The sequence below is a fragment of the Stenotrophomonas sp. TWI1183 genome, assembly GCF_039673115.1.
Classification (GTDB): Bacteria; Pseudomonadota; Gammaproteobacteria; order Xanthomonadales; family Xanthomonadaceae; genus Stenotrophomonas; species Stenotrophomonas maltophilia_AA.
This window is the reverse complement of sequence record NZ_JBDJKZ010000003.1, coordinates 155,467-167,690: the sequence shown is the minus strand read 5'-3', so window position 1 is coordinate 167,690 and position 12,224 is coordinate 155,467. Positions and strand designations below refer to the sequence as shown.

The 12,224-nt window shown below is 65.2% G+C and carries 9 protein-coding genes; 2 read left to right on the top strand and 7 right to left on the bottom strand.

Features of this window, described 5'->3' with window-relative positions:
* Positions 1-3: 3 nt before the first annotated feature.
* Positions 4-1,410 (top strand): dihydrolipoyl dehydrogenase, encoded by a 1,407-nt coding sequence (lpdA, locus tag ABE434_RS04775; RefSeq protein ID WP_346478009.1) that lies wholly within the window; start codon positions 4-6, stop codon positions 1,408-1,410.
* Between the two features lie 131 nt (positions 1,411-1,541).
* Here lpdA and ABE434_RS04770 read toward each other — a convergent pair whose 3' ends face one another.
* Together ABE434_RS04770 and ABE434_RS04765 are read right to left on the bottom strand one after the other, a co-directional pair.
* Positions 1,542-2,912: an MFS transporter gene (locus ABE434_RS04770; protein WP_346478008.1), complete on the bottom strand. Its 1,371-nt coding sequence runs from the start codon at positions 2,910-2,912 to the stop codon at positions 1,542-1,544.
* Complete coding sequence (locus ABE434_RS04765; RefSeq protein ID WP_346478006.1) at positions 2,909-3,361, bottom strand: hypothetical protein; 453 nt, start codon at positions 3,359-3,361, stop codon at positions 2,909-2,911. Before ABE434_RS04765 ends, ABE434_RS04770 begins: the two co-directional genes overlap by 4 nt.
* A 228-nt stretch (positions 3,362-3,589) precedes the next feature.
* Between ABE434_RS04765 and ABE434_RS04760 the strand changes: the two genes are divergently transcribed.
* Positions 3,590-4,039, top strand: a complete 450-nt coding sequence (locus ABE434_RS04760; RefSeq protein WP_346478005.1) for a helix-turn-helix domain-containing protein — start codon at positions 3,590-3,592, stop codon at positions 4,037-4,039.
* A 180-nt stretch (positions 4,040-4,219) separates the two neighbouring features.
* Here the strand turns inward: ABE434_RS04760 and ABE434_RS04755 are convergent, their stop codons facing one another.
* The 5 genes from ABE434_RS04755 to folD all read right to left on the bottom strand — a co-directional run bounded on the left by ABE434_RS04755 (position 4,220) and on the right by folD (position 12,154).
* Positions 4,220-6,685 carry a M20/M25/M40 family metallo-hydrolase gene (locus ABE434_RS04755; RefSeq protein ID WP_346478004.1) on the bottom strand — a complete coding sequence of 822 codons (2,466 nt, stop codon included), beginning with the start codon at positions 6,683-6,685 and terminating at the stop codon, positions 4,220-4,222.
* A gap of 234 nt (positions 6,686-6,919) precedes the next feature.
* Positions 6,920-7,861 carry a DUF5655 domain-containing protein gene (locus tag ABE434_RS04750; protein ID WP_346478003.1) on the bottom strand — a complete coding sequence of 314 codons (942 nt, stop codon included), beginning with the start codon at positions 7,859-7,861 and terminating at the stop codon, positions 6,920-6,922.
* 122 nt (positions 7,862-7,983) lie between these two features.
* A complete protein-coding gene (guaA, locus tag ABE434_RS04745) occupies positions 7,984-9,549 on the bottom strand; it encodes a glutamine-hydrolyzing GMP synthase (RefSeq protein ID WP_346478002.1) in 1,566 nt (521 codons plus the stop codon).
* Positions 9,550-9,660: 111 nt separating this feature from the next.
* Positions 9,661-11,118 carry an IMP dehydrogenase gene (gene guaB, locus ABE434_RS04740; RefSeq protein ID WP_123729717.1) on the bottom strand — a complete coding sequence of 486 codons (1,458 nt, stop codon included), beginning with the start codon at positions 11,116-11,118 and terminating at the stop codon, positions 9,661-9,663.
* Positions 11,119-11,272: 154 nt separating this feature from the next.
* Complete coding sequence (folD, locus tag ABE434_RS04735) at positions 11,273-12,154, bottom strand: bifunctional methylenetetrahydrofolate dehydrogenase/methenyltetrahydrofolate cyclohydrolase FolD (RefSeq protein ID WP_152150574.1); 882 nt, start codon at positions 12,152-12,154, stop codon at positions 11,273-11,275.
* Positions 12,155-12,224 lie beyond the last annotated feature (70 nt).

Below are 12,224 nucleotides of genomic sequence, written 5' to 3'. Positions count from 1 at the left end.
GCGATGTCCAATACCCTTCAAACCCAGTTGCTGATCATCGGCGGCGGTCCCGGCGGTTACATCGCCGGCATCCGCGCCGGCCAGCTCGGCGTCAAGACCATCGTGGTCGAGGGCGTCAATCCGGGTGGCACCTGCCTCAACATCGGCTGCATTCCGTCCAAGGCGCTGATCCATGCCGCCGAGGAGTTCGCCAAGGTCACCGCCTACGCGGCAGGCACCTCGCCGCTGGGCATCAGCGTGCAGGCCCCGTCGCTGGACCTGGCCAAGACCGTGGCGTGGAAGGCCGGCATCGTCAAGAAGCTGACCGGTGGCGTCAGTGCACTGCTGAAAAAGAACGGCGCGCAGCTGATCAAGGGCTGGGCCACGATCGTCGACGGCAAGACCGTCGAGATCGCCGGTGCCGCCGAAGATGGCGGCACGCTGCGCATCGCCTGCGAGCACCTGCTGCTGGCGACCGGCTCGGTGCCGGTGGAACTGCCGTTCCTGCCGTTCGGCGGCAAGGTCATCTCCTCGACCGAAGCCCTCTCGCCGACCTCGCTGCCGAAGCAGCTGATCGTCGTCGGTGGCGGTTACATCGGCCTGGAGCTGGGCACGGTGTACCGCAAGCTGGGCTGCGAAGTCACCGTGGTCGAAGCCCAGGAGCGCATCCTGCCGGCCTACGACGCCGAGCTGACCAAGCCGGTGGCCACGCACCTGGAGAAGTCCGGCGTGAAGCTGCTGACCGGCCACAGCGTGCTCGGCCTGGCCGACAACGGCCAGCTGCGCGTGCGTGACAAGGACGGTAACGAGATCGCGCTGGACGCCGATCAGATCCTGGTCGCGGTCGGCCGTCGCCCGAAGACCGACGGCTTCAATCTCGAATCGCTGCAGCTGGATCTGACCGGCAAGGCGATCAAGATCGACGACCAGTGCAAGACCTCGATGCGCAACGTGTGGGCCATCGGTGATGTCGCCGGTGAGCCGATGCTCGCGCACCGGGCGATGGCGCAGGGCGAACTGGTGGCCGAGATCGTCAGCGGCAGGAAGCGGCACTTCGTGCCGGCCGCGATTCCAGCGGTGTGCTTCACCGATCCGGAAATCGTGGTGGTCGGGCTGTCGCCGGACGAGGCCAAGGCACAGGGCATCGAGACCAAGGTCGCGCTGTTCCCGTTCGCGGCCAATGGCCGTGCGATGTCGCTGGAATCCGCCGATGGCTTCGTGCGCGTTGTCGCGCGCAGCAGCGACCACCGCATCCTCGGCTGGCAGGCCGTGGGCGTGCAGGTCTCGGAACTGTCGATCGCCTTCGTGCAGTCGATTGAGATGGGCGCCACGCTGGAAGACATCGCCGGCACGATCCACCCGCACCCGACGCTGGGTGAGGCGGTGCAGGAAGCGGCATTGCGTGCGTTGGGGCATGCGTTGCATATCTAGAAAAGCAAACGGCCCGCATTGCGGGCCGTTTGTTCTAGAGGGTAAGGGTAGATCCGGGCCATGCCCGGATAGTGCGCCTCCGCCCAGGAGGCCTACGGGAAGACCGTCGGCGTATCGCCACCAACACCTTCCTACGTGTCCACCCGAAGTGCACTCAGAACACCAGCTGCCAGCGTCAGCGTGGCACCGACCCCCAAAGCAAGCATCGGCGCCGTGTCGACGGGGAAACGGGCAAAGATCAGAGTCATGACGACCCCGCCGACGGTTTGCCCCGCCAGACGGGCCGTGGCCTGCATGCCCCCGGCAGCACCGCTTCTCGCGCGGGGCGCCGCCAGGAACAGGTTGCGATTGTTGGGCACTTGGAAAAGGCCAAAACCCAGCCCGCACAGCACCATGAAGATCACCAAGGGGCGTGCGCTCTGCTGTAAATCCCACATCGCGGTCGCAGACAGCCCCACCGCCAGGCATGCACCGCCTACGACGCACAGCCAAGCTGTTGAGACGCGATCAGCAAGACGGCCAACCAATGGCGCAGCGATCGCGACAGTCAGCGGCCAGGGCGCCATGTAGAACGCCGTCATCAAGGGGTCCAGCCCGAGATTGTGCTGCAGGTAGAACGGCAGCGCCAGCAAGCCGAGGGTTATGCCGGCGAAACAGCAGAACGATGCGACCACCGAAGTGCGAAACGAAGGCCTGCGCAGCAGGTCTAGAGGAATCAACGGCCTCTCCTTCGGCAGTTCCCGTCGGATCAAGGCCGCCAGGGTGATGGCTGCGGCACCGATCAGCAATCCCGCTGGCACGGAATGCGCAGTCAGTAGTTCCATGCCGACGACGAGCGATGCAAACGCGGCGGCGTTCAAGGCGACACTGATCTTGTCGAGGGGGCACGCCGTGCCTTTGACGTCAGGCAGTGCGCGCGTGGCAAGAAGAACCATTGCACCCAACGGCAGGTTCAGAGCAAATAGCCACGGCCAACTTGCGCCAGCGAGGATCGCTGCGCCGATGGTGGGGCCCGCCGCAGACGAGAGCGCCACGGCCAGCGCGTTCCAGCCGATCGCGGTTCCGAACCGGTCCTGGGGCACGATGGCGCGAAGCAAGGCGATGCCGAGCGCCATGATCGCGGCAGCACCTAGACCTTGAAGGAAACGTGACGCGACGAGCCAAGGAAGTGATGGCGACACTGCACACAACACGGACGCGGCCGTGAACAGCGCAACTCCGCCGGTAAAAACCCGGCGATGGCCAAGACTATCCCCCAGCGCAGCGCACGGCAGCAGGGCCATCACCAACGCGAGCTGGTAAGCGGTGATGATCCAGATCGATGTTCCCGGGGAGACCTGTAAAGAGCGGGCCATGCTCGGTAGTGCAACGTTGACCACGGCTGCGTCGAGGACGGCGAGAACCATGGCCATTAACACGGCAACAATCGCGGCAGCCCCCCGTCGCCCAGGCAGCTTGGGGCATTGTTCCATAGCGGCCACCGGTGCGAGCGGGGCAGTCACGAGCCTTCCGGCATCCATGTGCCATCGCGATCAACGTACCGGGTGACGCGATGCTCTTCTTTGTCCTCCTTCTTCAGGTCCCGCTCCGTGAAGCGGAACAGCAACGCGGGTCCATTCACGCAGCGTGTGTCGTGGATATCCCCCGGAAGATAGACCTGGACCTCGCCTGGACGCACCGTCGTCGACGCTCTCTGCACCAACTGAACGCTGCCGTCGGCGCTGACCAGGCGGGCGTAGGTACCCATTTCGATTTCACCCTGTTGAAGTGCATAGATGACCCACCCCCGGCCGTGGTCATGAGGCGGCCTATACAGCCCCATTGGTTCGGTATGTGCCAAGAGGACGAACCCATTGAGGGAGTCGCGGTGCAGTTCCTCGTTCGCGGGCGCATCCCGATGCAGTTCCTCCAGCCAACCCTCAGTGGCCGGCGCCTTGAGGAGATGCTCCAAGTGGCCTCGACACGCAGCGACAACCCTAGTGCTGAGTGGACCCCATTCCTTCGTTATGGCCTCCATCGCGACGTCCTACGAGCTACGAATGGAGTCTGTCTCCAGACTCTGCGTGGACCGGGAACGTTCAGTGCTGACCGGTATGTCGTTCAATTTGCTGTCCTTGACGTGATGAGATGTGAGTTGGACTATGCAACTTCAAGTCAACTTGAGGTCAAGGGGTTTCGCATGGACATCGCCGAGGTGGCAAAGCGGTCTGGTGTGCCCGCTTCAGCACTGCGCTACTACGAGGAGAAGGGTTTGATCGCCTCGACGGGACGCTCCGGGCTCCGGCGAATCTTTTCGCCTTCTGTCGTAGACCAGCTTGCGCTGATTGCACTGGGGCAATCTGCAGGCTTCTCCCTCGATGAAATCAAGGTCATGTTTTCCGCGGATGGGCGGACGAACATCAACCGCGGCGCTCTGACAGCGAAAGCCGACGAGGTGGACGCTACAGTCGCAAGGCTAAAAGCACTGAGCAAGGGTCTGCGGCACGCGGCCGTGTGCCCGGCCAAGAATCATGCTGACTGCCCTACTTTCCAGGGCCTGTTGCGCGCAGCAGGATCGGCCAAGCTGTCCTCGCCCAAACATCGGTCCGACCCAATGTCGCCGACTGCCGCTTTCCAGCGCAGCAGGTAAGTTCACTCGATACCGACCCGAAAGTCGTAGGGGTCCGGCTGTCGCCGGATGCCTTGCAGCACCAGAACAAACGGCCCGCACTGCGGGCCGTTTGTTTGCATCGGTTCCGGTAGATCGCAACGGGCAGCAGTGGAGGCTGGCCGTGACGGATGGACCACCCGCCCTCCATCCCGTCGCGCGTCAGCGCCCACCCTGGTGCGCGCCGCCCTCCGGGCTCACGCGCGTCGAGCCAAGAATCCAGGTCATGTCCGAGGTCGACCACGGCACGATGTGCGCAGACCGCGCAGGCAGTGGCGCCGCATCCTTCGGCCAGCCATCGATTCCCGCCGCGGCCTGCACCTCGACCGGACCGCTGTCCGCTGGCCAGCGCACTTCGATCCCGTCTGGGCCCGGCGCCTGCCAGCGCAGCCGTGACCAGCGGTCCGCCTCGTCCAGCAGGGGCACCGCTTCGCCCTGCAACTGCACATTGCGTACCACTGCCCCGCTCTTCAGCCGCACACGGAGTTCGCGCGTTCCTGCGGGCGCCAGCACGCGCAGCACCGATTGGCCGGTGGCGGCATCGAACGACGGCTCGAAGCGAACCCGCTCGGGCACCACGATGGCGTCGGCCTTCGTCGCCCAGACACCCGTCCAATCCAACGCCGGAATCGGCAGGCGGGCAGGCTCACCCTGCCCTACCCGCAATGCGCCGCGGCTCCAATCGGACTGCTGCGACAACGGACTGACGCGGTGGTACTGCTGGTTGTCCGGATCGGCGACGAACAGCACCTGGGACAGTTCGGGATAGCGCGTGCGGTCCGCCTGGGTGAGCGACGCGGCGGCCAGTACACCTGCGGCAGACAACAGCGTGACGAACGCGGCGATGGAAAGCCAGCGTCCGCCATCGGCCACGCGTACCCACGGCAACAGCAACATGGCGAGCCATGCGAACGGCAACGCCAGTACTTCCGGCGTACCGAAGCCGATCGCCTCGAACAGCTGCAGCGCGAAGTGGAAGACATGGGCCAAGGCGAATGCGGTGATCACTGCCGCGGCAAGGACACGCAATGCGGTCAGCGGCGCGTGCGCCGGCAGCAGCCAGACCACCGCGGCCACCGCCAGCAGCGGCCACAGCAGCAACGGTGCCAGTTCCGGTGCGAGCACCTGCACGACCGCGCCGATGATCCAGGCCGCCAGCAACGCCCCCAGCCGCATGCTTTCCCCGCGCACCGCGGCACCTGCACTGGTCCAGGCCAGCAGCGCCACCACCACGCCCAGCACCAACGCTATGGCATCGAACCCACCCCGCAGCGAGGCGCATGCGCCCGCCAGCACGGCGAGCACGGCCGCTGGCTTACGCGCCGCCCTGCAAAGCGTCAGTGCGCCCAGCGCCAGCACCACGCCGATCGCCAACAGCCCCTCGCCTGCCGCCAGTTTGGAGAACGCCGCCAGCAGGTCACGATTGTTCACCAGCGTGGCGTCGCCGCCGCCCAGCAACCGGTACGACACACGCACAGCCAGCGCCACCGACAGCAGCGCCAACGGCCACCACGCCACGCCACTGACCATGCCCCGCCAGCCGCCCTGATTGAACGTGGCCCGGCGCGCGACCACGACAAGGACCAGCAGTCCAAACGCCAGCACGCACCAGCCCGACCACGTCGGCACGCTGATCATCCAGCCGCCGGGAAGATCGCTGTAGATCGCCTCCTGGGTGGAGGTCGGCAGCGTCGCCGAGGTCGCCAGCTGGCGAACCATAGGCAGCACCTGCGCGCCCATGTGCTGCACGCTGCCCGGGTCGAGGTTCGCCACGCTCGCGGTCGCGGCGTGATAGTCGATCTGGCTGCCGATGATCGCGAAGTTGAGCCCCGGAATGCCCTTCTGCGCCGGCACGGTGAAGTCGGTGCCGTTGGGCATGTAGCGGTAGACGAAACCGGTCAGCGAGTTGCCCAGCGGCTGCGGCGCGAGTTTGGCGAACGTCCCCAGCAGCGCAGCGTTGCCCGGCCCGGTTTCGAACAGCACCGCACGGCCACTGCTGCCGCGTGCTTCCAGATTGATGACGGTGCCGATGCGCGACGCGAGCGGATGCGACGCGAAGAACGCACGTGCGCCGAGCAGTCCGGCCTCCTCCGCATCGGTGAACAGGAACACCACGTCACGCTGCCGCACGTCACGCTGCAGAGCACGGGAGATCTCCAGCATCACCGCCACGCCAAGGCCATCGTCGGCCGCGCCGGGCGAATGCGGAACGGTGTCGTAGTGCGCCATCAGCAGCACCGCCGGCAGGCTGCGATCGCGGCCCGGCAGTACCGCGACCACGTTCTCGACATTGGCCGCGCGCACACCGCGACCGTCGCCCTTGCCGTACTCGGCAGCCGCCTGGCCACGCTGCACGGCTACCTGCAATCCGGCCTGCTGCAGGTGGCTTACCAGTTGGTCGCGAGCCCTTGCCGCGGCCGCTGAGCCGGTGGGATGCGGTTCGGCAGCGATCCAGCTGAAGTGCTGCATCGCACGTGCGGCCGAGAACTCGGTGGTGGCGATGGTGGCTGGCTTTGGCGGCGGGGTTTTCTGCGCGCTCCAGGCGGACCAGGCGGCGATGACGATGCTGAGGAGCAGCAGTGGCAGCGTGTAGCGTGCGACGCCACTGGATGAACGCCGCGCGCTCATGCCTGCACCTTGCGGTAGACGTCGTTCGCCAAGCTGCAGAGGACCGGGATGACGAGCACGGCGGGGAATCCAGAAAGGATGACCTTCGCAGGATTACAAGGGCATTTCCGATCTGTCAAACAGTTTTCGGATCAGCGAAGACGGATGCTCCACACTCCGCGGTGCGTTCTATGGGTAGGGGCCGGCCTTGAGGCGACACGCCACTCGATACAGGGCCCCGTCATCGAAAACTGCTCAGGCCCGACCCTCGTAGGCTTGAACGATCAGCGGCTTTGCCTGCTCAAGGTCTTCAAAACCGGAAATGGCAATTTCCAGATCGCCGGTTCCCCAGTGACCAAACGTCCTCGCATCCCGCATGTTGGGTGGCAGTGGCATGAGCATATCTGGGTCGACATGCAGGAACAGAAGTAGCCGACTCTTCTGCGGTACGACAGTGGCGAAGTTCTTCAGGCGCTTGAATGCCATATACAACTTCAGCTCCTTCCGCTGGACGTCATCACCGAGCGATCCGATAAAGTCGTCCAATGAGCTGACCAACTCCTTCATATCCTGCCCAAACAACGACATCCACTCGGCATAGCTCCGGTCGCCAGTTGCTGCGGCAGGGCGAGACGCATTCGCCGGCTGCACCTCAGCCTCGCACACGCGAGACCGTGATCTGGAGCGACTGGTGCTGACAGCATTGACCTGCTCGAAGAGCAACAGATCGGCCCCGAAGCGGCGGTACCGAATCAGTTCCACACTCTGATTGATCTGCTGAACTGCATGCGCATCAAACTTGGTGAAATCAGCCGCGATGCACAGAACGCGCGGCGAGCTCCAATCGATTCTCGCAGCCGCGTCCATACCGAGTGCGTCCATCACCTGAAGCTTGAACTCGGCTTGGTGATCCATCAACCAATCCAAGTAGTAGAGCCCCTGGTTGATGACGTTCTCACCAACGGATCGCTTGTACTCGAGGATGACGGGGCTGTTGTTCTCATCCAAGCCCAGCGAGTCGATACGACCGCCATGGGTTCTGCCCGTGGCGTACTCCGTGGCAACGAAACGGATACCCAGCATTGGCAGTAGATTGGCCTCAATGAGCGATTGCAGAGGTTTTTCCAGGTCCGAGGCTTGCCCTTGGAGCTCTGTCGCTTTGCCATCCACCAATCTGAAAAGCTTGATGTCACTCATTCCATCGGATTCCGTTTGATTCCGTGCATAGCCTACCGGCACTCTGGCCTCCATGCTCTGCTGGATGTCAGACCGGCGCCAGAACCAACAAGGGCGCCTCTCGGCGCCCTCGTTCTTTCAACTCATTCCCACTCAATAGTAGCCGGCGGCTTCCCCGAGATGTCATAAACAACCCGCGACACCCCCCGCAGCTCATTGATGATCCGGTTGCTCACCGTGCCCAGGAACTCATACGGCAGATGCGCCCAATGCGCCGTCATGAAATCGATGGTCTCCACCGCGCGCAGCGCGATCACCCACTCATAAGCCCGCGCATCACCGACCACGCCCACCGACTTCACCGGCAGGAACACCGCGAACGCCTGGCTGGTCTTGTCGTAGAGGTCAGCCTTGCGCAGCTCATCAATGAAGATCGCATCGGCCTTGGCCAGCAGTTCGGCGTATTCGCGCTTCACTTCCCCGAGGATGCGCACACCCAGGCCCGGGCCCGGGAACGGATGGCGGTAGACCATGCTGCGCGGCAGGCCGAGTTCGACGCCGAGGCGACGCACTTCGTCCTTGAACAGCTCACGCAGCGGCTCGACCAGGCCCAGTTTCATGTGCTCGGGCAGGCCACCGACGTTGTGGTGGCTCTTGATCACGTGGGCCTTGCCGGTCTTGCTGCCGGCCGACTCGATCACGTCGGGGTAGATGGTGCCCTGCGCCAGCCACTTGGCGTTCTTCAGCTTGGTGGATTCTTCATCGAAGATGTCCACGAACAGGTTGCCAATGATCTTGCGCTTGGCTTCCGGATCGCTCACGCCTTCGAGCTTGCTGAAGTAGCGGTCCGCGGCATTCACGCGGATCACCTTGACGCCCATGTGCTCGGCGAACATCGCCATCACCTGGTCGCCTTCCTGCCAGCGCAGCAGGCCGGTATCGACAAACACGCAGGTCAGCTTGTCGCCGATCGCCTTGTGCAGCAGCGCGGCCACGACGGACGAATCGACGCCGCCGGACAGGCCCAGGATCACTTCGTCATCGCCGACCAGTTCGCGCACGCGGGCGATCTGGTCGTCGATGATGTTGGCGGCGGTCCACAGGGTCTCGCAGCCGCACACGTCCACCACGAAGCGGCGCAGCAGCGCCTGGCCCTGCAGGGTGTGGGTCACTTCCGGATGGAACTGCACGCCGTACCAGCGCTTCTCTTCGTTGGCCATCGCGGCCACCGGGATGCGATCGGTCACGGCGGTCACGGTGAAGCCCGGGGGCGCGACGGAGACGTGGTCGCCGTGGCTCATCCAGACGTTCAACTTCGGCTCGCCACCGTGGTCGCTCAGGCCCTTGAAAAGCGCATCCGGGGCGACGACGCTGACTTCGGCATGGCCGAACTCACGCTGGTCGGCCGCTTCGGTGGCACCACCGAGCTGGGCGGCCAGGGTCTGCATGCCGTAGCAGATGCCGAAGATCGGCAGGCCGCTGTCGAACACTTCCTGCGGCGCGGCGGGTGCGCCCGGCAGCGTGGTGGATTCCGGACCACCGGACAGGATGATGCCCTTGGCGCCGAACGCGGCGATGTCGGCCGGGTTGTGGTCCCATGCCCAGATCTCGCAGTACACGCCGAGCTCGCGGATGCGGCGAGCGATCAGCTGGGTGTACTGGGCGCCGAAATCGAGGATGAGGATCTTGTCGTTATGGATGTTGGTCATGGTGCCCGGGCAATGCTGGAGTGAATACGGGGAACACAGAAACGATTGCGGCGGCCGATAGAGAAAGAGGAACGGGAATCAGCTTCCTCGTTCCTCTTTGCTCATGCCGCATCAGGCGCGGTAGTTCGGCGGCTCTTTGGTGATCTGCACGTCGTGGACGTGGCTCTCACGTTGGCCGGCGCCGCTGATCTTGACGAACTTCGGCTTGCTGCGCATGTCTTCAACGGTGCCGCAGCCCACGTAACCCATGGTGGCGCGCAGGCCGCCCATCAGCTGGTGGATGATGCCGCCGACCGGGCCGCGATACGGCACGCGGCCTTCGATGCCTTCGGGCACCAGCTTGTCGGCGCTGGAGGCGTCCTGGAAGTAGCGATCCTTGGACCCCTTCTCCATCGCGGCCAGCGAGCCCATGCCGCGGTAGCTCTTGTAGGAGCGGCCCTGGAACAGCTCGGTCTCGCCGGGCGATTCCTCGGTACCGGCCAGCAGGCCACCGATCATGATGGTGGACGCACCGGCGGCCAGCGCCTTGCCGATGTCGCCGGAGTAACGGATGCCACCGTCGGCTATCAGCGGGATGCGGTCCTGCAGCGCCTCGGCGACCAGGTCGATCGCGGTGATCTGCGGCACGCCGACACCGGCGACAACGCGCGTGGTGCAGATCGAGCCCGGGCCGATGCCGACCTTGACCGCGTCCGCGCCGCTGTCCAGCAGCGCCAGTGCGGCTTCACCGGTGCAGATGTTGCCACCGACGACCTGCACCTGCGGGAAGTGCTTCTTGACCCAGCTGACGCGGTCCAGCACGCCCTGCGAGTGGCCGTGCGCGGTGTCGACCACCAGCACGTCCACCCCGGCGGCGACCAGCGCCTCGACCCGGCGGTCGGTATCGCCACCGACGCCGACGGCCGCGCCGACCAGCAGGCGGGTGGCGGTGTCCTTGGCGGCGTTCGGGTAGTCGGTGTTCTTCTGGATGTCCTTGACGGTGATCAAGCCGCGCAGGGCGAACTCATCGTTGACGACCAGGATCTTCTCGATGCGGTTGCGGTGCAGCAGCTGCAGCACTTCATCCGAGGCCGCGCCTTCCTTGACCGTGATCAGGCGATCCTTCTTGGTCATGATGTGGCGGACCGGATCGTCCAGCTCGGTCTCGAAGCGCATGTCACGGTGGGTGACGATGCCGACCAGCTGGCCGCCGCCGTCCACGACCGGCACGCCGGAGATGTTGCGCGCCTGGGTCAGGGCCAGCACGTCGCGGATGGTGGTTTCCGGGCCGACGGTGATCGGGTCGCGGATGACGCCGGCCTCGAACTTCTTGACCTTGGCGACTTCGGCAGCCTGCTGCTCGACGCTCAGATTCTTGTGGATGATGCCCATGCCGCCGAGCTGGGCCATGGCGATGGCCAGGCGGGCTTCGGTGACGGTATCCATGGCAGCCGAGAGGATCGGAAGCTTCAGCCGCAGGTCGCGCGTCAGGCGCGTTTCCAGACTGACATCCTTGGGCAGGATGATGGAATGAGCGGGGACGAGGGAGACGTCGTCGTAGGTGAGAGCTTCAGCCTGGATGCGCAGCATCGGCATACCCGAGATGTGGGGAAGCGCGACATTTTACCCTGATTCGGACGTCTTTGGCAGGGGGCGGATGCGACGCTGTGTCGCGCCGGCAAACGCCGGTTCAGGACGGTGGTGCCGGTAGGTGACAACCGTTGGTCGTCACGCCGTTCCCGGGTCAGAACGCCTCGGCCGCCTCAATGGTGTTCTGCATCAGGGTGGCCACGGTCATCGGCCCTACCCCGCCCGGGACCGGGGTGATCCAGCTGGCACGCTGGGCGGCGGCCTCGAAGCCGACATCGCCGACCAGGCGGCCGTCATCCAGGCGGTTGATGCCCACGTCGATCACCACGGCGCCCGGCTTGACCCATTCACCGGGGACGATGCCCGGGCGCCCGACGGCGACCACCAGGATGTCGGCGTTGCGCACCGACTGCTCCAGCACGTCCTTGGGGGTGAATTTGTGGCAGCTGGTCACGGTGCAGCCGGCGATCAGCAGCTCCAGACCCATCGGGCGGCCGACGTGGTTGCTGACGCCGACGATGGTGGCGTTGCGGCCGCGGACCGGCTGGTCGGTGTGACCCAGCAGGGTCACGATGCCGCGCGGCGTGCACGGGCGCAGGCCGAACTCGCGCAGGGCCAGGTGGCCGACGTTTTCCGGGTGGAAGCCGTCCACGTCCTTGCGCGGGTCGATGCGGTGGATCAAGCGGTTGGCGTCGGGAATGCCCGGCAGCGGCAGCTGGACCAGGATGCCGTGAATCTTGGGATCGGCGTTGAGCTGGTCGATCAGGGTCAGCAGCTCGGCCTCGGTGGTGCCGGCCGGCAGATCGTAATCAAAGGCTTCGATACCCACTTTCTCGGCCGCGCGGCGCTTGTTGCGCACGTACACGGTCGAGGCCGGGTCGCCGCCGACCAGCACCACGGCCAGGCCCGGACGGCTGCCACCGGCAGCCAGGCGGGCATCGACCCGGACCTTGAGGCTGTCCAGCAGGTCTTCGGCGATGCGGCGGCCGTCGAGAATGCGGGCGGAAGAAGCGGTGTCGGAAGTCGGTGAGCTCATCGAGGGCAGCAGGCGTGGGGGCGACGGTCGTCTATTGTCCCCGATTCGGCCCGCCCCGCCCACCGGTAGT